This window comes from Micromonospora sp. ATCC 39149 (assembly GCF_000158815.1).
In the GTDB taxonomy this organism is placed as follows: domain Bacteria; phylum Actinomycetota; class Actinomycetes; order Mycobacteriales; family Micromonosporaceae; genus Micromonospora.
This window is the reverse complement of record NZ_GG657738.1, coordinates 6699157-6720790: the sequence shown is the minus strand read 5'-3', so window position 1 is coordinate 6720790 and position 21634 is coordinate 6699157. Positions and strand designations below refer to the sequence as shown.

At 71.6% G+C, this 21634-nt stretch carries 16 protein-coding genes; 8 read left to right on the top strand and 8 right to left on the bottom strand.

What is annotated here, in order from left to right:
• Positions 1-2: 2 nt before the first annotated feature.
• Together MCAG_RS28955 and MCAG_RS28950 are read right to left on the bottom strand one after the other, a co-directional pair.
• Positions 3-1292 carry a type III PLP-dependent enzyme gene (locus MCAG_RS28955; RefSeq protein ID WP_036375724.1) on the bottom strand — a complete coding sequence of 430 codons (1290 nt, stop codon included), beginning with the start codon at positions 1290-1292 and terminating at the stop codon, positions 3-5.
• Positions 1289-2686, bottom strand: coding sequence for an ATP-grasp domain-containing protein (locus tag MCAG_RS28950; RefSeq protein WP_036375722.1), 1398 nt, complete (start codon positions 2684-2686; stop codon positions 1289-1291). The genes MCAG_RS28955 and MCAG_RS28950 overlap by 4 nt, the downstream gene beginning before the upstream one ends.
• 344 nt (positions 2687-3030) lie before the next feature.
• Here MCAG_RS28950 and MCAG_RS28945 point away from each other — a divergent pair, with 344 nt between their 5' ends.
• Entirely contained in the window at positions 3031-4188 is a 1158-nt protein-coding gene (locus MCAG_RS28945) for a hypothetical protein (RefSeq protein WP_198141683.1), read from the top strand.
• 53 nt (positions 4189-4241) lie between these two features.
• On the opposite strand, the gene MCAG_RS28940 is transcribed toward MCAG_RS28945, so the two are convergent.
• On the bottom strand, positions 4242-4835 hold the full coding sequence (locus MCAG_RS28940; protein WP_157548308.1) for a transposase: 594 nt from the start codon (positions 4833-4835) through the stop codon (positions 4242-4244).
• A 412-nt stretch (positions 4836-5247) separates the two neighbouring features.
• Here MCAG_RS28940 and MCAG_RS28935 point away from each other — a divergent pair, with 412 nt between their 5' ends.
• Complete coding sequence (locus tag MCAG_RS28935; RefSeq protein WP_198141682.1) at positions 5248-5961, top strand: response regulator transcription factor; 714 nt, start codon at positions 5248-5250, stop codon at positions 5959-5961.
• Between the two features lie 613 nt (positions 5962-6574).
• On the opposite strand, the gene MCAG_RS28930 is transcribed toward MCAG_RS28935, so the two are convergent.
• Both MCAG_RS28930 and MCAG_RS28925 read right to left on the bottom strand, forming a co-directional pair.
• Positions 6575-6760 carry a hypothetical protein gene (locus MCAG_RS28930; protein WP_036375715.1) on the bottom strand — a complete coding sequence of 62 codons (186 nt, stop codon included), beginning with the start codon at positions 6758-6760 and terminating at the stop codon, positions 6575-6577.
• 324 nt (positions 6761-7084) lie between these two features.
• Positions 7085-8623, bottom strand: a complete 1539-nt coding sequence (locus MCAG_RS28925) for a PQQ-dependent sugar dehydrogenase (protein ID WP_232290320.1) — start codon at positions 8621-8623, stop codon at positions 7085-7087.
• Between the two features lie 395 nt (positions 8624-9018).
• Between MCAG_RS28925 and MCAG_RS28920 the strand changes: the two genes are divergently transcribed.
• Complete coding sequence (locus MCAG_RS28920; protein WP_007076482.1) at positions 9019-10350, top strand: endo-1,4-beta-xylanase; 1332 nt, start codon at positions 9019-9021, stop codon at positions 10348-10350.
• A gap of 193 nt (positions 10351-10543) precedes the next feature.
• Here MCAG_RS28920 and MCAG_RS28915 read toward each other — a convergent pair whose 3' ends face one another.
• Positions 10544-11587, bottom strand: coding sequence for a hypothetical protein (locus MCAG_RS28915; protein WP_007076481.1), 1044 nt, complete (start codon positions 11585-11587; stop codon positions 10544-10546).
• Positions 11551-12696, bottom strand: a complete 1146-nt coding sequence (locus tag MCAG_RS28910) for a transporter substrate-binding domain-containing protein (RefSeq protein ID WP_007076480.1) — start codon at positions 12694-12696, stop codon at positions 11551-11553. Before MCAG_RS28910 ends, MCAG_RS28915 begins: the two co-directional genes overlap by 37 nt.
• A gap of 541 nt (positions 12697-13237) precedes the next feature.
• Between MCAG_RS28910 and MCAG_RS28905 the strand changes: the two genes are divergently transcribed.
• A complete protein-coding gene (locus MCAG_RS28905; protein WP_036375712.1) occupies positions 13238-13468 on the top strand; it encodes a hypothetical protein in 231 nt (76 codons plus the stop codon).
• A gap of 61 nt (positions 13469-13529) precedes the next feature.
• Here the strand turns inward: MCAG_RS28905 and MCAG_RS28900 are convergent, their stop codons facing one another.
• Positions 13530-13922: a hypothetical protein gene (locus tag MCAG_RS28900; protein ID WP_007076478.1), complete on the bottom strand. Its 393-nt coding sequence runs from the start codon at positions 13920-13922 to the stop codon at positions 13530-13532.
• Between the two features lie 240 nt (positions 13923-14162).
• Between MCAG_RS28900 and MCAG_RS28895 the strand changes: the two genes are divergently transcribed.
• The 4 genes from MCAG_RS28895 to MCAG_RS28880 all read left to right on the top strand — a co-directional run.
• Positions 14163-19730 carry a pentapeptide repeat-containing protein gene (locus MCAG_RS28895; RefSeq protein WP_050778119.1) on the top strand — a complete coding sequence of 1856 codons (5568 nt, stop codon included), beginning with the start codon at positions 14163-14165 and terminating at the stop codon, positions 19728-19730.
• 100 nt (positions 19731-19830) lie between these two features.
• Positions 19831-20505, top strand: coding sequence for a hypothetical protein (locus MCAG_RS28890; protein WP_007076476.1), 675 nt, complete (start codon positions 19831-19833; stop codon positions 20503-20505).
• Positions 20502-21254, top strand: coding sequence for a methyltransferase domain-containing protein (locus tag MCAG_RS28885; protein WP_007076475.1), 753 nt, complete (start codon positions 20502-20504; stop codon positions 21252-21254). The genes MCAG_RS28890 and MCAG_RS28885 overlap by 4 nt, the downstream gene beginning before the upstream one ends.
• 133 nt (positions 21255-21387) lie before the next feature.
• Positions 21388-21634: toll/interleukin-1 receptor domain-containing protein (locus MCAG_RS28880; protein ID WP_007076474.1), on the top strand; the 247-nt coding region annotated here is incomplete at its 3' end.

Below are 21634 nucleotides of genomic sequence, written 5' to 3'. Positions count from 1 at the left end.
GTTCAGGGGGTGGAGGCGGAGGGCACCACGGGTGCCCGCTCGTACAGGCGCTGGCGGTCGACGATGTCGGCGGGCCGGTCCCGATCCCTGATCAGGTACGGCCGGCCGGCATCGACCAGCACCTCGGCCGGATGGCCGTGGCTGAGGAACAGCACCGGTGAGGCGGTGGGCCCATAGGCGCCCGAGCGCAGCACCCCGAGCAGGTCGCCGGGCCGCAGCGACGGCAGCGGGGTGTGCGTGGACAGGGTGTCGTTCGGGGTGCACAACAACCCGGTGACCCGCCAGTTCTGGGCCGGTTCGGTCGCCTCCCGGCCGAGCAGCCGGATCGGGAAGTCCCGCTTGACGAACGAACCGATGCCGACCGCCGCCATGTGGTGGTGGGTCCCGCCGTCGGTCACCGCGAACCGCTCGCCCATGGACTCCTTGACCTGGCGGACCCGCACCAGATAGGTGCCCGACTCGGCGGTGAGGAAGCGGCCGAGCTCGGTGAACAGTCGGGTCCGCGGGTGCCGGGCTCGGAAGGCCGCGAACGCCGGGTTGACCAGGTCGGCGAGCCGGCGCAGGTTCAGGTCGCGTTCGCCGTCGAAGTAGGCGACCCCGAGGCCACCACCCACGTCCACCGTCTCCAGCTCGAAGTCCAGCCGCTCGGCGACCCGTTCGGCCAGGTCGAGGATGCGGGTGGTGTTCTCGGCGACCACCTCCTCGGCCAGGATGCGGGTTCCCATGTAGACGTGCACGCCGGTCAGCCGGACGTTACCCAACCCGGCCACCCGCGCCGCAGCTTCCAGCGCCTGTTCCTCGTCGATGCCGAACTGGCGTGGCTTGCCGCTCATCGTCAGCCGCGAACCCTTGACGGTGAAGGACGGGTTGATCCGCAGTACGACCCGGGCGACGATGTTGCGCCGCGCCGCGAGCGCGTCGATCTCGGTCAGCTCGCTCCACGACTCGCAGACGATGGCGTGCACCCCGGTGGCCAGGCAGGCGTCGATCTCCTGGATGGACTTGCCCGGTCCCAGGAAGATGGTGTCCTCCGGGGCGACCCCGGCCCGGCCGGCGATCAGCAGCTCGGCCAGTGACGACACCTCGGCTCCGGCCCCGAGCGACCGCAGGACCGCGCAGATCGACACGTTCGGGTTCGCCTTCAGGGAGAACAGGATCCCCACCTCGGGGTGCAGTACCTCGCGCAGTTGCCGATAGCGCTCACGCAGCACGTCGGCGTCGTACACGAACAGCGGCGTGCCGAACTCGCGGGCCAGGTCGGTGACGGCCAGACCACCGATGGTGTCGGTCATGCCGCACCGCCGACCAACTCGGCGACGCGCTCGCCCACCCGCCGGTCCAGTTCGGCGACCTCGTCGGCCGAACGGCCGATGACCAGGCCGTAGAGCCGACCGTCGAACGTCGGGTGAGCCGCCTCGTCGCGGTCGTCGCCGGGTAATGGGCCGGCCGCGTTCATGGTGGCGAAGTTGTTCACCAGGAAGCCGGTGCCGGTCCGGCGCTCGAACCGCAATTCGCCCAGCACCGACCACAGCCGGTGGAAGGCCACCGGCTGATGCAGCCGCAGCGGGTAGTGCCGGGCTAGCGCGACCGCGTCCGGCTCGATCAGCCGTTCCTGAATGCCTACCTGGTAGGTGGACATGTTGTTCCGGGCGTTGATCTCCACCAACGGGTAGAGCCGGCCGTCGGGATCGATCATGGCGTCGATCCCGGCCACGCCGAAGTACCCGTCGCGGTGCAGCCGCGCGCCGACCGCAGCGGCGACCTCGGCCAGCTCGGCGGCCTGTACGCGGGACAACCGGGCCGGGATGCGGTGGCCCTTGTGAACCCCGCCCTCGGTGATCGCCTCCTTGACGAAGTCGAGGTGGACGGTGCCGTCGCGGCCGACCGTCACCTGGTAGTTGAGGTCGGTCTCCTTGGCCACCCACTCCTCGACGACGACGTCGGCCCGGCTGGAACCGGCCCGTCGTTCCCGGGCCAGGATCATCCGGCACAGCCGCTCGAACCGACGGACGTTCTCCACCAGGGTGATGCCCCGCCCGGACACCCCGAGAGCGTCCTTCACCGCGACCCGGCGGCCGGCGGCGAGCAGGTCGGCGACCGGGCCGGCGATCTCCTCCAGCTCATCGAGGGTGTCACACGCCCAGCCCATCGGCTGGCGCAGGCCCAGCTCGTCGCCGATGCGCCGGCTGTAGATCTTGCTGTTCACCCGGATGCACAGCCGGGCGTCCGGTGCACACAGGGGCAGGCCGGTGGCCTCGGCCAACTTCTCCTCCACCGCGGAGACGCCGTGCGGCCACAGCCGGGCGCCACCGGCGGCGAGCAGGCGCAGCTCGTCGACCAGCCGGGGGTCGGCCAGCACGTCCTCGGTGACGGTTTGCTGGGCATCATGGGTGCCGCAGGCCAGCACCCGCGGCACCGGGAGCTCCAGCTCGTGCAGGTAGGCCAGGTAGTCCGGATCCGGGGCCGCCTTGAGGACCACGGTGTCGCCCGCGTCGCCGAGCAGCAGCGCGAACTCGTCCATCCGGTTCACCACGGCTCGGCTGCCGGCCGAGGACAGCCGCGGCAGGCCCGGCTGTTCCCGGGCCCACTGGTCCTCGACCTCGAAGTTGCCGAGCAGCACCAGTGGCCCCGGCGCACCGAGCGCGGACCGAATCCGTCCGAGGAAATCTGGTGGAGTCTCCGCCACGTGTCACGTCCCGTCTGCGCTCAAGCTGCCGGATGACACCGATCAACATAGGCGCCGGTGTGATCCGGGGTAAGGACGGGAAGCGCGCACATCCGAACCCGGCTGATCGGGTATGGCCGCCGGTCGCGCCGGACCATCGCCCGAATGTGTGCCCCGCACGACCGGGGGTGACTCACCAGCGCTGCGTAGCATGGCCGGGGAAGAATCGAGTCAATTGGTTCGAGGCTTGCCCGGGAAGCCCGAAGCGGTATCCTCACTGGCCGCGGGTGCCTAAAGCCGATACCGAGTTCCTCGTATCCGGGCGGTCGGCGCACAACCACCAACCGGACGCGGGAGTAATTTCTATGAATGATTCGGAAAAACGTCACCTCCGGCACGCTCTGGTTCGCGCGAATATTGCCATTCGTGCTGGGCGCCCGCTCTATCCCGAGTACAACAATGTATTCCTGCGCACCTATCCGGTGACCTTCGGCGCTCCCCGGAGCGAGTACCAGATGTATCAGTTCTGGTTCCGGACCCGAGGCTGCACGTACGACCGGGCCGGCCAATGCAGCATGTGCAACTACGGCATCGGCCCGGAAATCCGCCCGGAGGTCGTCGCACATTCGGTCGAGCGCAAACTGGCCACTGTTCCCGAGGCCGCCTGCCTGTATCTGTCGCCGTCCGGGAGCCTGCTCGACGACCGGGAGGTGCCCGTGGAGATGCGCGACCGACTGCTGCGCGCAGCGGCCGCGCGACACCCGTCCACGTTCGCGTTCGAGAGCCGCCCCGAGGTCTGCGACCGCGACAAGCTCGACCGGCTGCGGCGGCACTTCGCCGCCGGCACGCGGCTGGTGTGCCAGATCGGCGTCGAGTCGTGGGATCCGCAGGTGCGCTCCATGTGCCACCTCAAGCCGACCCGCCAGCAGGCCTACCTGGACACCGCAGGCACGCTGCTCGACCTGGGCTTCGACCCGATCGCCAACATCACCCTCGGCGGCCTGGGCCTGTCCCCCAGGGAAGCGTACCTGGACACGCTGGCCGGGGTGCGCGGTGCGCGGGCGGCCGGGTACCGCACCCAGATGGTCTTCCCGCTGAGCGCGAAGGCCGGCACCCTGCTCGGTTGGGCCCACGACCAGGGGCTGTGGGACCCGCCGACGCTGTGGATGCTGGTCCGACTGCTCGCCGAGTGCGCCGACGACGCCACCGATTCGGACGGCTACGGCGACCTCGACATCTCCTGGTACAACCCGGAGCTGGACGACGTCGTGCAGTCCCGGCCGGACAGCTGCGAGCGATGCCGTCCGGTGCTGGTCGAGTCGCTGTCGGCGTTCCGGTTGCGCCCCCGGGCCGATGCACTGGCCCCGGCCACGGCGTGGGACAGCTGCCCGTGCCCGGACCGGACCGACCGACTGCTGACCGACCCCGACCCACTGGACTACCTCGATCGGCTGGTCGCGGTCGCCGACCGGTGGGCCGGACAGGGCGACCTGTCGGACCGTCACGGGCTCGGCGTCGGCTGACCGAGCGGGAGCCCGTGTGGCACCGCCGGACAGCGCGGCAAGCTGCATGTCGGTCAGGTTCTGCGGGTTCTTCCACAGTGCCCACCGGGCGCCCCTGAGCTGCCGGGACACCTCGGTTCGGCCGCCCTTGCCGCCGCAGGCGGTGTTTCATACCTGCCGGCGCACCGCGTCGAGGGCATCGCTGACCCACGCCACCAGGTGTACGGGTCCAGACAGTAGACCGCCTGCGGTACCCGCTCGGCCACGACGTCGCCGATCCAGCCGGCGGCGGCAGCTGACACGTGCGTCAGCGCCGCAGCCCGATCAGCGCCCAACTCGTCGAAGAACCTGTTCATGGTGGCCTTGTCCCGCCCGTCGGCGGCCCAGACGAGTCGGCCGGTGTCGTGGTCGACGACCAGGGTCAGGTAACGCTGGCCCTTGCGGTAGGCGACCTCGTCGATACCGATCCGGCGCCGGCCGGCCAGACGATCGGTGCCGGCCGCGGCCGCATCGACGACCCGGCCGACGATGGCGACCACGTTGCGCCAGACGACGCGCAGCAGCCCGGTCACCGCCGACGCTGATGTGCGTGCGGCCAGCCATGCCGCGGTGTCCTCGAGCGCGGTCGTGAACCGGGCCCCGTGCCGCGCCCACGGCACCGCGATCACCGTCGGACCATGCACCGGGCAGTCCACGCGGGCACAACAGCCTCACGCCCGGGTCCTCATCATGCCCGAAACCCGAAACGTAACCCGAAACAGTGACAACAGTCAATCAATATCCCGAGCCTTCAAGATCGATCCGCCGGCCCGGTCGTTTCCCATGCGCCAACTGTTGACCAACGGCCCCGTGCAGGGTTGTCTGTATGGGACAAGAGCTCGCCGGCCACCGCACGCCACAGCGGGGGAAACGGTGGTCGGCTGGTGACGAAAGGGGATCTGCGGTGGATTTCGGAAGTGTGCCCTCCTTCGGAAGGCTCGGCAGCGAAGACTCAGGATACCGATCACGGTTCGGCAACGCCGAATGCAGTATCGTAACCGCGCTGCCACTCCCGCCGTTCTCTACGCACCCAGTTGGCGGTTGGCCCCGGCCGAACCGCGGCCTGAAGGGAATTCGCAAGCGATGACCCAGATCGGATCGCGGGAAGTGCCGGTCGACCTCCGCCTCACCGTCGCCGTCTGCGCCAGCAGTGAACTCGTGCGCCGCGGCCTGGGCTCCATACTGGACGACCTCGCCATCGTCGAAAACGATATCTACTGCGAGAGCTGGGAACAGGCATGCCAGCTCATGTCGGCCACTCCGGTCGACATTTTGATCATCGCGGAGGCCGGCTACGGCAGCTGCCAGCTCCCGGACGGCGTCCAGACCAAAGTCCTCGTCCTGGTCGACGCGACCGACCTGCGCACCGCGCTCAAGGACGCGCCCCCGTGGGCCCACGGATTCCTGGCCCGCCAGGACCTGACTCCAACCGGCCTCGACGAGGCGGTCCGCCGGGTGGCCGTCGGCAAGAGCCAGATCCCGGCCCGACTCGCAAGCGAACTGATCCGGCGCGCGGCGGCCCCGCTGCCCGCGCGCGCAGCCCGACCGGCCAAGCTGACCAGCCGGGAGAGCGAGGCCCTGGCGCTGCTCGCCGACGGGCTCAGCAACAAGCAGATCGCCCGTCGGCTGAGCATCTCCGACCACGGAGCGAAACGCCTGGTCGCGAGCCTGCTGCTCAAGCTCGGCTCACCGAATCGGACGATGGCCGTGGTCACCGCGATCAAATCGGGGCTGATCGAACCGTCCCTGATGTGACGCCCCAGTCGCACCGCGTCCGCCTGTGTGAGCGCTCACCTCAACGAGGCCGACGGTCCGCCGAGCGTTCGGGCCACCCGCGCGAGCGGATCCACGGCACGCCCGGCTTCCGCTGCTGTTTCGTCGAGGACCGCCCGATCCACCGGGTGCACGGCGACGCGCCGATGGTCGTCGGCGGGCTGTGCCCGCTGCTTCAGTCGCTACACCCGCTGACCATGGTCGGGGCGGCCGGGCACTCCGGCTTCCGCGGCAGAGGTCCCCCTCCTTGACCCGATGCCATCGAGTTACAAGCAGGTTGCCGTAAGTCTTGTCGGTAACCGTCTGGGTTGAGGCTCGTCGTGCGGTGTGGACCTCGCTGGGTTTGCATGAGGTTTCCGACAACGTGCAAACACCAGCGAGGCCACGATCAGTATGCGACCGGCACTGGGCTTCCCCCGGGGTGTGGACACCGGGGTTATGCCGTGATCAGTGGCAGCGTAGAGAGTTCGAGGGTTCGTTCGTACTCGCGGGGCTGCGGTAGCCGAGGGCGGAGCGGCTGCTCACCGATCCATCTGACTCGAAAATATTCACGATGACTCGCTCAGGCTGCCGCCAGAGGGTCCAGCCGGACGGTCTAACCGAGGTTGTTGAGTTGGGCGACGAGGCGGCGGGTCTGTCGAGTCTTGCCGGCCCGTTCGGTGAAGTAGCCAGCGCCTAGTTCGTGGCAGGCGGCATCGTGGGTGAGCATGTGCCAGACCGCGATCAGGATCGAGTGCTGGACCGCGACGATCGCTCGTTTCTTGCCGTGCCGGGTAGCCACACGCTTGTACCGGGCGGCCAGGTAGGTGTCCTTCGTGCGCGTGATCGCCAGCGCGGCCTCGCCGAGCGCCGCCCGCGGACAAGGAACGCGGCGAAGCCGGCACCCGCAGCCCGCAGAGCCACCTCCTGGGCCTGGCCACGGGCAGCGGCCACCAGACCCTGTGCGCGCTCGACACCCGTCATCAGCGCACGGCGCGAATCCTGGACTTCGACCTCGACCACCCGTTCGTAACTGCGGACCGCCACGCACACCTGGCGTGGAACAGCGCGAACGCGGCCGGACAGCACGGCAGGAATCTGGACTACAGGACGCGACTCGGCGGCATCAGCGGAGTTTCATCCGCTTCTGGTTACTGACCTGACAGGCGGCACCGTTGAGCGCGAAGCCGTCGGGGCGCGGGTTGGTCGCGCCGAAGCTGGCCTGGAAGCCGAAACTCACCGTGCCGCCCTGCGGCAGGCTGGCGTTCCAGGCAACGTTGCGGGCGGTGACGGCGGCCCCGGACTGGGTAACCTGCGCGTTCCAGGCGTTTGTGATCCGCTGGTCGGCGCCGAACGTCCAGGTCAGCGCCCACCCGTTCAGCGCCGGGCCACGGTTGGTCACCCGTACGTCCGCCGTGAACCCGCCGGTCCACTCATTGGACGTCCAGGTGACCAGGCACCCGGCCGGCGGAGCGGTGGTCGGCGGGGGCGTGGTGGTTGGCTGGCCCGTGGTCGGCGGGGGCGTGGTGGTCGGCTGGCCCGTGGTCGGCGGGGGCGTGGTGTCGCGGGGCGGGAAGCGCAGGATTCGGTCGTCGGTCGCCGCCGGCGTGCCGCGCCCGTCGCGGTTGCTGGTGGTGACCCAGAGCCAGCCGTCCGGGCCGTACTCGACCGTACGCAGCCGGCCGTACGCGCCGACCAACTCCGCGATCGGGGTGCCCACGCCGCCGGCGCCGTCGAGCGGCACATTCCACAGCCGGGCCCCGCGCAGTGCGGCGACGAAGAGCCGGTTGCCGGCGATCGCCGCGCCGCTCGGGGACGCCTCGGCGGGCGACCAGACCAGCAGCGGGTCGCGGAACCGGGGGTCGTTGCCCCGGCCCTCCACCGTCGGCCAGCCGTAGTTGCCGCCGGCGACGATGAGGTTGACCTCGTCCCAGGTGTTCTGCCCGAACTCGGTGGCGTACAGCCTGCCCTGGGCGTCCCAGGCCAGGCCCTGCACGTTGCGGTGGCCGAGGCTGTAGACGAGTGACCCGGGGAACGGGTTGTCCGCCGGGACCGACCCGTCCGGCCGCATCCGCAGGATCTTGCCGTTGCGGCTCTGCAGGTTCTGCGCGTTGGCGGTCTGCCCCGCGTCGCCGACGCCGGCGTAGAGCAGGCCGTCCGGTCCGAAGGCGATGCGTCCGCCGTCGTGGGTGCTGGCCCGGGCCAGGCCGGTGAGGACCGGCGTCTGGGTCTGCGGGGCGGTGAGCCGGAACCGGACGATCCGGTTGTCCGTGGCGGTGGTGAGGTAGACGTAGACGTAGCCGTCCTGGGCGTAGGTCGGGGAGATGGCGAGGCCGAGCAGACCGCCCTCGCCGACCGGGGTCACGCCGGAGATCTGGGCCACCGGCTCGGGGGTCTGCCCGGGCCGCACCCGGAGCACCTGGGCGGAGTTGCGCAGCGTCACCAGGGCGCTGCCGTCGGGCAGGAAGTCCATCCCCCAGGGCACCGTCAGGTTACTGGCGGCAACCTGGGGGCGGTTGAAGTCGAAGTCACCGACGGCCAGGGCGGCACCGGCCGCCGGGCGGGGGCCGGCGGGCGACGCCGGATCGGCGAGAGCTGCGGCGCCGGCGCCGGCCGCCGCGAGACCCGCCACGACCGCTGCCGCCACCATCGACCGGACCCTCACGGCAAACACCTCCAAACCGCTCAGCGAGTGGCGTCAATATATCCGGTCGTCGACAAATTCGACAGGCCAGCGATGCGGCGGCCTCGCCGGGGACCCACACCGCCACACCCTCGTCGACGATCCGTTGGCGCAGCCGCGCCATCGGTTGGGTGCCGAAAGTTTCAAACCGGGCTGGCGCTGTTCGGCGTGCACTCCGCCTCCATTCCCCCGCCCGCCGGTCCGATACTTTTCCGAAAGTTGTTGACGAGTCCGAAACGCCACTGAAATACTTCGATCTCTTAAGGTCGATGTGATCACCTCCTTCCGGTATCGCTCGATCCTCCCCACCCGCACCCATACGTCTGGATTGCGCCGCCCCAAAGTAGGAGCGCCCAGACCTGGCAGAAGGGCATCAGATGAGCGACGAACCCGCCGGCACCGCCGGGCGGCCGAGAAGACTGCGCGTCGTGCTCGTCACCTCGACCGTCGGCCTGCTGGCCATGGTGGGCGCCGCGGTCCTGCCCGGCACCGCCGCCGCCGCGAGCACGCTCGGCGCGTCCGCCGCCGAGCGTGGCGGCCGGTACTTCGGCACCGCGGTCGCGGCGAACAAGCTGAACGACTCGGCGTACACGACCATCCTGAACCGCGAGTTCAACCAGGTCACGCCTGAGAACGAAATGAAGATCGACGCGACCGAGCCGCAGCAGGGACAGTTCACGTACGGCAACGCGGACCGGATCGTCCAACACGCCCTCAGCCGGGGCATGCGGGTGCGCGGGCACACGTTGGCCTGGCACTCCCAGCAGCCGGGCTGGATGCAGGCCATGTCCGGCAGCGCGCTGCGCAACGCGATGCTCAACCACGTGACCCAGGTCGCCACGCACTTCCGCGGCAAGGTCGCCTGGTGGGACGTGGTGAACGAGGCGTACGCGGACGGCGGCAGCGGCGCCCGCCGCGACTCCAACCTGCAGCGCACCGGCAACGACTGGATCGAGGCCGCCTTCCGCGCCGCGGACCAGGCGGACCCGAACGCGCAGCTGTGCTACAACGACTACAACATCGACAACTGGAACGACGCCAAGACCCAGGCCGTCTACCGGATGGTCCAGGACTTCAAGAACCGGGGCGTCCCGATCGACTGCGTCGGCCTGCAGTCCCACTTCACCGGCGGCTCGAACTACCCGAGCAACTACCGCACCACGCTGTCCAGCTTCGCCGCCCTCGGCGTCGACGTGCACATCACCGAGCTGGACATCCGCAACGCGCCGTCCGACGCGTACCGCAACGTCGTCAACGACTGCCTCGCGGTCTCGCGCTGCAAGGGCATCACCGTCTGGGGGATCCGCGACTCCGACTCGTGGCGCTCGGGTGAGAGCCCGCTGCTGTTCGACAGCGGCGGCAACAAGAAGCCCGCCTACAACGCCGTGCTCACCGCGCTGAACAACGGCACCGCCCCGACCACCCCGCCCGGCGGCGGCTGCACCACCTCGGTGACGCCCGGCACGGTCTGGGGCGACAGGTACAACACGTCGGTGACGGTCAGCGGCGCCAGCACCTGGACCGTGGTCGTGGCCATCACCCGGCCGCAGACCGTCTCGACCACCTGGAACGGCAGCGCCAGCTGGGACGGCGGCAACAGCCTGCTGACGATGCGCTCCAACGGCAGCGGCAACACGTTCGGCTTCACCACGATGATGAACGGCAACTCCGGTGCCCGACCGCAGATCAGGTCCTGCACCGCCGGATGATCCACCGGTCGCCGGCCGCGCGGGCTCGCCCCGTGCGGCCGGCGACGGCTGCGCGGGCGCCGGGGCGGGCCGGTGGCGAAGGCGCACAGCAAGCGTTCGCCCAGGCGATGACAGCGCCCAGGCAAGTCGACGGCTGCGCCCGGTGGGGCACGACGTCCGCCCTGGCAGTGGGCCGGGCGGCGGCGTGCCGGAGTCACCGGGCGGCGGGGAGCCGGCCGTCGCAGCGTACGTCCGGGTCGGCGACCGGCCGCCGGGGCATCATCCAGTCCAAGACGGTCTCCTCCACCGGCCAGCCGTGCACCGTCACCACGCTGTACGGCACCCGCGCCGCCTCCGGGCAGAGGACCTGGGACCGGACCCGGCCGTTCGGCAGGAAACGCACCCCGGCGGCCCGGTCCAGCACGATCGTCGACGTGTCGGTGACCGTGATGAGCGCGCCGAGGACGACCACCGGGTCCGCCCGGACGGCCGGCGCCGGCGCGGCCCCGCCGCCCGGGCTGGCGTCGACCGCGCCCTGTGGGGCCAACTCGACCGCGGCGGTGGGCAGCACCGGCACCCGGAGGAAGACCGCCCCCATCACCAGCGGGAGCACGGCGGCGACCGTGTACGCCAGGCCGTGGGTCAGCACCGGGGCGCTCCAGCCGGGGATCGGGCCGGTGAGCAGCACGGCGGCGGCGGGCGGCACCGCCAGCAGCGCGGCCGTGGTCAGCTCGCCTTCCCAGACCGCCGCCACGATCGCCGCGTACAGCACGCTGTACGCCAGCACCGCCGCCGCCAGCGGCAGCGCCACAGCGACCACCAGGATCCGGGTCGGCTGGTCCGGGTGCAGGTAGCGGGTGCGCAGCGCGAGCAGCCACAGCCCGAGCATCAGCAGCGTCGGCAGGAAGCGGAGCTGCCAGGTGAGCGCCCCCAGCGCGACCGCGGCGCTGAGCACCCAGCCCGGAGTGCGCGCCGTCCAGGAGGCCAACAGCGACCGTTCCGGGTCGAAGCGCTCAGGGGCGCTGAGCCGCAGCAGCCGGCCGAGCACGCCGAACGTGAGCACCCCCAGGGGGAACGCCCAGACCAGGGCGATCAGGAGGGCGCTGAGCAGGCCGAGTGGGCTGACGTACTGCACCAGCAGCAGCATGGTGGACATGTCCTGCCGGCTGAGCTGCCACAGCCGCAGCACCAGGAGCAGGACGGGGAACGCGGGCAGGAGGGTCAGCAGCCACTGCTGCGCCTGCCGTGCCCCCGCCATCCGGCGCGGCCGGCCGGCCTTGGCCGGGCCGGTGGTGATCCGGGGTGCGCCGGGGCCGGTAGCGCGATCCTCTCCCAAGGCCACTGCCGTACCTCCACCTTCCTCGGCTCGGGTTGCCGCTGTTCCGCGACCGACTGCGGGAGGTTGTACCGCTGCTGCCAACGGAGGTTGGCGTCGTACGCGTTCTCCCAGGTCGAGTTCTCCTCGTCCTTGGCCGAGTCGTAGAGCGCGAGGTCGACCAGGTCGCGCAGCGCCTCGTTGGGACCGGTGTTGACGCCCCACTGCTCCTGTGCGGACGAGCCGATGTCCCAGTGTCGCAGCGGCTTGACGCCACGCTGGTCGACCGGGAAGCGCTGACCGTCGTCGTCCGGCCGGTCACCGGTGACGAAGCCCGCGAGGATCGCCGCGTCGGTGGTGACCGCGTACGCCTTTCCGTCGTAGAGCATCTGCACGCAGTCGCTGATCCTGTTGCGGCCGATCGGCACCGCGCCGGCCTCGCGCAGGCGCTGGGCGGAGGTCGAGGTGGTGAGCGTGCAGACGGTCCGGCCGCTCAGATCCTCCAGGCTGCTCACCTGCTCCCGCTCCCCGACGCTGTCCAGCGTGATCACCGACTGCTCGGTGTAGAGGTACGGGGCGGAGAAGACCGCACCCTCCTCCTCCCGTTGCTTGGTGATGCTGTACGAGGCGATCACCAGGTCGACGGTGACGAACCCGTCGCCGTCGCGGGCCTGACGGCGGGCCCGGTCCTCGCTCTCGATCGGCAGGAACCGCACCTGGGACCGGTCGAATCCGAGATAGCCGGCGATCATGTAGGCGATCTCGACGTCGAAGCCCTTCCAGACGTTGTTCGGAAACCGCTGGGAGACGCCGGGCTGGTCGTCCTTCACCCCGATGAGGAGTTGCTGGCGACCCTTGAGGCCGGCCCGCTCCAGCAACTCGTCCCGGGTCGGTGGGCCGAACGCGAGCACGATCGGGATCAGGGCCGCCGCCAGGACGGCCAGCGTTACCGTCAGCCCCACCAGTCGGATCTGCCGGGCCCGCGTGGCGCGCGGCGGTGTGGTTTCCGCCGTGGCCGGCCGGCCCGGGCTCGGCTCGCTCGCCTGACTCAACTACGCCTCCCCCGCCGCACGGCCACGTGGCCGGCCCTCCATTGTGAGCCACCGCCCGCATCGCGGCGAGCCGCCCTCCGCCCTCCGCCACCGGCCGGATGCCGGACAGCGGACACCGCCGCCGCCACCCGGCCGGGCCGGTGCCGATTCGGCCGAGCAGCCCCGGGGATTCGGCCGATCGCGAGAGAGCTCGGTGTGGAGCGACCCCGGTGCCGACCGGCCAGGGAGAGGAGCAGGACACATGCCACGGCCCCGCCGCCTGCCGGCGCTGCGAGCCGTCGCTGGGGTCCTCCCGCTGGTCGTGGCCATGATCCTGGCGAGAAGCGGCTTCGCCCTCCCCTGACGGTCACCCGCAATCCGGCCTGGCGGGATCAGGTCCCGCCGGGGACGAAGCCGTTCCTACAGTCCCAGCCCTGCGCGACGCCGGTCAGCCGCCGCGACCCGCGCCACCCCCGGTCGCCAACTGGAACCAGGCCCAGGCGCCGAGCGGATCGTTTGAGCGCGATGGATTGGCGGGCGTTGGCGGGCGTATTGTCGTCGTGTGGCACAACGGAGCGTCAGCCGCACGCGGCCGGTCGTCGTACTGGCGGGGATCAGCATGGTCGCCTCGATCGCGATGGCGGTCGGGGTCTGGGGCAGCCGCACCTGGGCCGAGGGCTCGTTCGTGACGATGTGCGTGGTCACGGCGCTCGTCGCGTCCGCCGGCGGTGTCGTCGTCGTGCCGCTACTCAGCCGGTTCGCCTCCCGCGGCGGCCGATCCTCGGCGGACTGAGCCCACGCCGGTTCGAAAGCCGCGGCCCGGCGGTGGGGCCGGGTCGGGCGGTCCCGCCGGGTCAGGGCGCCTGGCCGTCGGCGGGTGTCCCGCCGCCGCGCCGCCGGATCAGCCAGCCGGCGGCGGCTCCGGCCCCGGCGCCACCGCTGGCGACGAGGGCGAGTTGCATTATCTGCTCGGCTGACAGGCCGGCCCACTTGGCCATCGAGATGACCACGACGATCGGCAGCAGGGCCGCGCCGGCATAGACGACGAACATCAGCGCCTGGTGCCAGCGCAGCCGGATGTACAGCTGGTTCGTCGTCTCGTCGTCGGTCGCACGGCGTAGGTGATGGTCGCGGAACTCCAGCTCGTTCCTGGGGGGCTTGCCGTCGTAGGGGCTCGGCTTCCCGCGCCCGGCGGCGCTCCGACCGCGCGGTGTCCGATCGTTGTTGTTGGTCGCCGGAGCGCTCACTGTGCCCCCTCCCGGGGGAATCGGAGGTTGTTCTGTGGGGGAGCAACACGTCCAAGGCTACGACGGCCGCGACTGTCGCACAACGTGACCGCGAGCTTCGCTTCGCGTATTCCTCCACTTTCCAGCGTTGCCGGCCGTCACCCATCCGAGGGTATCCCGCAGAAACCAGCCGCGTGACTGCTCCCTCATGGAGCAGTACGCCGTACAGTGGAGGGACCCCTCGGAGGAGGTGTCGGTGCCATGACCAGGCCTGAACTGACGAAGATCATCGCTGCCCGCATCCGTCGCCTGCGCGACGAACGCGGCTGGTCCGCCCGCCGGCTCGCCGAGCAGTGCGAGGAACTCGGCATGCCTTCGCTGTCCCGCAGCACGATCGCCAAGATCGAGGCGGGCCTGCGGGGGATCGACGTCGAGGAACTGCACCTGCTGGCGATGGCGCTCGGGGTCACCTTCGACCAGCTCACCGCCGACACCTCGATCACCGTGCTCCACCTGTCCAACCTGCGCTTCGCGCCGGGGCAGGCCTTCGGCTCGCCGGTGCCGGCGGGCACCCACGAGCAGGTCCTCCAGGCACTGTGCACGGACCTCGACCTGCTGTCGCGCAGCCTCGCGGGCGCCCGGCCCGACCTGGTCGTGGTCAGCGGCGACCTGGCGGTCACCGGCCGGCCACGGGAATTCGACCTGGTGAAGGCGTTCCTGGAGGGGCTCGCCGAGCACCTCGGTGTCGGCTTCGGCCGGATCGCGATCGTGCCGGGCGAGCGGGACGTCAACGAGGCGGCCGCCCGGGCGTACCTGGCGCAGTGCGAGGCCGACGACGTGGCTCCGGTCAAGCCCTACTGGCACAACTGGCGCCACTTCGCCACCCTGTTCGACGCCTGGCCGGAGGACCGCCAACAGGCCAGGATGCAGAGGGAACACCCGTGGAGCCTGTTCGAGCTGCCCGACCTCCGGGTGGTGGTGGCCGGGCTCAACTCCACGATCGACGCCGAGCCCGCCGCCCCCGGCAGCGGTCCCCGGCCGGGTCGGATCGGCGCGGAGCAGGCGCGGCACCTGGCCGAGTCGCTGGCCACGTACGAGGAGCGGGGCTGGCTGCGCATCGGCGTCGTGCACCATGATCCACACGGAGGCACCGGGCCGGAACAAGAGCGGCTCGCCGACGCCGACCTGTTCGACGGGCCCCTGGGCCACCGGCTGAACCTGCTGCTGCACGGCAACGGCGATGAGAAGTCCCCGGCCGGCAGCCGGCTGGCCGGCGGGTTGCCGGCCTTCGGGCTCGGCCCCACCCCGGGCCCGGACGCGGCCAGCCGCTACCAGCTCTTGCGACTGACCGAGGACGGCCTGGTCCGGCTCAGCCGCCGATTCGATCGGGAACAGGCCCGCTGGGTGGGCGAGGCCGGCGACATGGTCGACCCGCCCCGGTGGTCGTCGCCGGTGACGCTGACCTGGCGGGGGGCGGACAACACGTTCCCGGTGTCGTCGGCCCACCGGGTCGTGGCGCGTTCCGGGGACGGCTGGAGGCCGGCCGGTTCGGACTGGGAGCAGCTCGACTCCCGGCGCCTGCTGCTGGACCAGATCGCCGACGTGTGCCTGGCCCGGCATCCGGGTGCGGTGGTGCACCGGATCAAGGGCGCCGTCCCGTACCTGCGGGTGACCTATGCCGACGGCGGGCGGGCACGGCAGCTACGCGTCGGCGCCTGCGTGCGTACGGTCGGCGAACACGACGTGGACGCCTTCCTGGAGCAGGTGCACGGCGCCGACCCCGACGTCGAGTCGGAACTTGTCTACCAGGGCGACGAGCCGGCGAGAGCACTGCGCGACTACGCCCGCCGACGCAAGGTGCGGCTGCGCAGCTTCCTGCAGTTCCAGGGGCTGCTCGACCTCACCGGCTACCTGCGGGCCCAGTCCGAGGCGCTGCTGGCCGACCCCCGCTATCCCGCGCAGGGTTACGTTCCGCAGCGGTTCGTCGACAAGACCCACGCCGCCGCCCGCCCGCACGCCGACGGCGAGGAGACCCGCGATGACCTCGTCGCGGAGCTGCTGGAGCTGGTCGACGGCGACGAGGGCCGGTTCGTCCTGCTGCTGGGCGACTTCGGGCGCGGCAAGACCTTCGCGCTGCGGGAACTGACCCGGCGCATCACCGCGGAACTGCCGCACGTGCTGCCGATCCTGATCGACCTGCGCGCCTCGGACAAGGCCAACACGCTGGAAGGGCACGTGGCGGCGCACCTGGCGAACCACGGTCACGACAAGATCGACCTGCCCGCCTTCCGGTACATGCTGGACCACGGCCGGATCGTGCTGATCTTCGACGGCTTCGACGAGTTGGTGGCCCGGGCGACCTACGCCCGGGCGGCGGACCATCTCGGCACGCTGCTGGCCGCCGCCCGCGGCCACGCCAAGATCATTGTGGCCAGCCGGACCCAGCACTTCGCCGCGCACTCGCAGGTCGCCACCGCGATGGAGGCGCAGCTCGGCAGCCTGCCGCAGCGGCGCGTGCTCAGCCTGTCGCACCTGTCCGCCGAGCAGATCCGCGCCCTGCTGATCCAGCGGTTCGGCGGGCAGGTCGAGGAGGTCGACCGGCGACTGGAGCTGCTGGCGAGCATCCCCGGGCTGATGCCGCTGGCGACCAATCCCCGGATGCTCAGCTTCATCGCCGACCTGCCCACGGACCGGCTGCGCGCGGTGTCGGCGGCGAGCTGCACGATCAGCCCCGCCCGCCTGTACGCGGAGATCATCGACGCCTGGCTCGGCTACGAGGGCGACCGGACGCAGGACATTCGCGGCGTGCCGGTCGGCCTGGCCGCCGGCGACCTGTTCGCGGCGGTCACCGCGCTGGCGCTACGGCTGTGGGAGCGCGGTGAGGCGCTGATGCGGGTCGAGGAGATCGAGGACCTGGCCGGCACCCTGACCGACCTGGCCGGCCGGCACCTGTCCGCCGAGCAGATCACCCACGCCATCGGCGCCGGCAGCCTGCTCATCCGCACCGACGACGGCGTCTTCAGCTTCATCCACGAATCCGTCACCGAGTGGCTGGTGGCCCGGCACCTGGCCGACGACCTCGCTGCCACCGACCGCGAGCACACCGGCCGGTTGCACGCCCACCCGCTGTCCCAGCTCACCATCGACTTCCTGTGCGACCTGGCCGAGCCGTCGGTCTGCCGGCGCTGGGCGGACCGGGTGCTCAACGACCCCGACGCCACCCCGGCCGCCCGGATGAACGCGGGACGGATCATCGCCCGGTTCAGCACCTCCCCCGGGCTCAACCTGCGCTCGGCCCTGCTCAGTGGGCTGCACCTGACCGCACGGTCGTGGCCGGCGGCGGACCTCACCGACGCGGACCTGACCGGGGCCCGGCTGGCGGACATGGCCCTCGCCGGCGCCACCCTGCGCGGGGCGCGGCTGGCCGGCGTCGCCATCGAGGACAGCGACCTGTCCGGGGCCGACCTGCGCGAGGCGAACCTGACCGGTGCCCGGATCGTGGGCAGCGACCTGTCCGGGGCCGACCTGACCGGGGCCGACCTGACCGACGCGCGGATCCTCACCACCAACCTGACCGACGCGGTGCTGACCGACGTACGGTGGCGACGTGCGGCGGTGGTGTCGGCGACCGCCGAACCGGCGGCGCTCGACGGGCTGCGGCGCTGCGGCGCGGTGGTGCTGCCCGGCAGCCCACTGACCACGGCGGTCCGGCCCGTCGCGCTGGGCGTCCTGTTCGGCTTCGAGGAGGGCCGGCTGCCGCGCCCGGTCGGGTACGACGCCGAGGGCGCGTTGCTGGCGATCGGCTGCGAGGACGGCTCGGTGCTGATCTGCGACGCCCGGGACAATCGACCGTTGCGCACGCTGACCGGACACGAGTGGCGGACGTACTCGGTGAACTTCAGCCCCACCGAGCCGCTGCTGGCCACCGGCGCCCAGGACGGCCTCGTACGCCTCTGGGACGCGACGACCGGCGAGTGCCGGCACGTGCTGTCCCGACACCGCGAGTGGGTGTGGCCGCTGCTGTTCGACAGCAGCGGCACGCTGCTGGCGACCGGCGACAAGGACGGCGTGGTCCGGGTCTGGGAGGTCGGGACCGGGCAGCTGCGCTGGGAGCTGCCGGGGCACCGGGCACCGGTGTGGACGGCCACGTTCAACCCGGACGGCTCGACACTGGCCACCGGCGACGACGGCGGCGTCGTGCGGCTGTGGGACCTGCGTACCGGCCGGCTGCGCCAGCGCGCCGAGGCGGAGGACAAGCTGACGTACTGGCTGCGGCACGACCCGACCGGCACCTACCTGGCCGGGGGCGCGGAGGACGGGGCCCTGCGGCTGTGGGACCCGAGGACGGGTCGGCTGCTGCACCGCCTGACGGGCCACGCCGGCCCGATCTACACCTTTGACTTCCACCCGTCCGGCCGGCACATCGTCAGCGCCGACGTCACCGGCTCAGTGCGGCGCTGGGACCTGCCGGAGGGGGGCGGCCCGCCGGTCGGCCGGGAGCTGGGCCGGCACAGCGGGGCCGTCTACCGGGTCGCCTTCAGCCCGCGCGGCACGATGTTCGCCACCGGCGACAGCGACGGATGGGTCAGGATCTGGGACGACGCCACCTGCGAGGTACGCCACGAGCTGGACCGCCACTACGCGTCGGTGTGGCCGATCACCTTCCGCCCGGACGGTGATCGGCTGGTCAGCAGCAGCAACGACTTCACCACGAAGGTGTGGAGCACCCGCAGCGGGGAGTCGGCCGCGGTGCTGCGCGGTCACGGCCGGCAGATGCGGGCGGTCGCCTTCAACCGGGATGGCTCGATGCTGGCCACCAGCAGCAACGACGGCCTGGTCAGGTTGTGGGACCCGATCGCCGGGGAGTGCCGGCAGGTGCTGGAGTCCAACCGGATGGACCGCCTGGTCTCCGTGGCCTTCGGCGCGGAGCCCCACCTGCTGGCCACGGCCAGCAACGACGGGCGGGTGTACCTGTGGGACGCCGCGGCCGGGGTGGAGGGCCGGCAGTTGGAGGTGTCCAGCGACGCGGTCTGGGCCATGGTGTTCGACCCGGCCGGGGACCGCATCGCGGTCGCCAACGACGACCACACGGTGCAGCTGCTGATCCGCACGACCGGGCGTACCGTCGGGTGGCTGCGCGGCTTCCGGGGCCGGGTCCGGGCCCTGGCCTACTCCCCCGACGGCGCGACGCTGGCCACCGGCTCGGACGACGAGCTGGTCCGCCTGCACGACCTGGCCGCCGACGAGGTGCGGGTGCTGCCGAAGGCGCACAGCGGACGCATCCTGTGCCTGGCGTACCGGCCGGACGGTCGGCTGCTCGCCTCGGCGAGCGTCGACGGCACGGCGGTGCTGTGGGATCCGCAGGAGCAGGCCGTGCTGCGGGTGCTCAGGCCCGAGCGGCGCAAGCTGTGGACGGTGGCCTTCCATCCCGGCGGCCGGTTCCTCGCCACCGCGGGCGACGAGGAGGTCATCGACATCTGGGATGCGCAGACCGGCCAGCGGGTGCAGGAGCTGACGGGGCACACCCGCCGGATCTGGTCGGTGGCGTTCAGCCCGGGCGGTGACCTGCTGGCCAGCGGCAGCACCGACGGCACCGTCCGACTGTGGCAACTGGCGCCGGATGGCACGGCCACCCACCGCTGCACGCTGCTGGGCCTGTCCGAGCGGTCCTGGGCGGCGTTCACCCCGAACGGGCGGCACAAGTCGGCCGGCGAGGTCGCAGCCGACTTCTGGCACGTTGCCGGCATGTGCCGGTTCGACATCGGCGAGCTCGACCCGTACCTGGACGACGTGGGACGGGTACCGGCCGGCGCGCCCCTACGGGACTGAGCCACCCGGCCGGCCACCGCAGCCTCGGCGCGCCCGGACGTGAATCACGTTTCTCCCATTCTCAGCAGCACGTTCCCTTCATCCTCAGGAGACAACTGTCATGATCTACGCGATGCTGGAGCGGGCGATCCGTGCCGGGTCATCCGACGGGGTCGCCGAGTTGGTCCGGACAACCTGGCTGGATCCCCTCGCCAACGGCGAGTCGACGCTGTCCGCGGTGCGTCACCCCCTGGGCTTCACCTGCCTTCCGGTGCTGCGCGACGGCCGGCGGGGCGTCTGCGTGCACCTGTTCGGCGAGCGACGCACGCCCGTGCGGCTGTCCGTGTCGCCGTTCCACTGCCACAGCTGGGACCTGCTCAGCCACGTCCTCTACGGCTACGTGGGCAACCAGCACCTGACGGTGGTGCCCGGCAGCACGTACCGGGTGTTCGACACCCGCACCACGGCCGCCGGTGACCGGCTGGTGCCGACCGCGCTCACCGTGGACGCCACGGCCGGCGCGCCGGAGCACTGGGCGGCCGGCACCGCGTACGAGTTGGCGGCCGGGGCGTTCCACGCGTCGACCGTCGTGGGTGGGGCGCCGGCCGCCACCGTCGTGCTCGGCCTGCACCATCCGGAGAAGCCGGACCTCACCCTCGGTGCCCTGGACACGCCCGCGCACCGGCTGACCCGGCGGCTGCACAGTCGCGCCGAGACGACGTCGCTGGCTCGGGCCGCGCGCGACCGGCTGGCGAAGGCCACCGCCGACCGGTTGGTGCCGGCCGGCCGGCCGTGACCGGCGGCGGCGCGGCGGCGGCAGCGTGGGAGGCGAACAGCCGGTGCTACGGCGACGGCCGGGCGACCCTCGCGTACGTCGACGACCCGTACCACGCGGTGCGCCGACGCCTCATCGGCGCGGCACTGCTGGACGCCGTCGACGACCTCGACGCCGGCGACGGGCCCGGTGGCCCGGCCGGGGCGCTGCTGGAGCTGGGGGCCGGGGCGCGCAGCATCTTCGACAGCCTGCCCGGGCTGCGCCGACCGACCGTGGTGGCCGACCTGTCCTGGCCGGCCCTGACGGAGCTGACGGCCGGGCGGCACCGCCCGGTGCGGTTGGACGTCACCCGGCCGCTGCCGCTGGCGGACCGGTCGGTGGCCGGGGTCGTCGCGGCCGAACTGATCGAGCACCTGTACCACCCGGGGGCCCTGCTGGCCGAGATCGCCCGGGTGCTGCGGCCCGGTGGCGCGCTGGTCCTGAGCACGCCGAACCTGGCCACGCTCCAGGACCGGATCCGGTTCCTCCTCGGCCGATCGCCGCGCCAGGTCGACCCGATGCACCGGTACCTGCACCTGCACATCCGCCCGTTCACCGCGCAGATGCTGCGCCGGATACTGCGGGCCGCCGGCTTCGTCGACGTGTCGATCCGGTCGAACTACGTCGGCGTCCACGTCGGGCGGGGCCGGTGGCTTCAGTCCCGGCTGCTGGCCCGGCTGTTCCCAGGGCTGGGCGGATCGCTCGTCGCCAGCGCCCGCCGCCCGTGGTGAGACGACGGCCGAGCGGCGGGGCCCGCCCGGCGCGACGGCCGCGGTCCGGGCCGCTCCACCATTTAGCACCGCTTACCGATGTCAATACGGATTGGCGTTCACGTGACGGCCGGGTGCCAGGCAGACTTGCCACATGACCGCCCAGTTCGGACGCCCCGCCGACGCGGCTCACTTCCTGATCAGCTATTCTCCGGCGGACGAGCGATGGGCGACCTGGATCGCGTGGGAGCTGGAACTCGCAGGCTACCGGACGGTTCTGCAGGCCTGGGATTTCGTGCCGGGAACGAATTTCATCGACTTCATGGACCGGGCGATCCGACAGTCTGCGGCCGTCATCGCGGTGCTGTCGAACAACTATCTCCGCTCCCGGTACGGCCGGC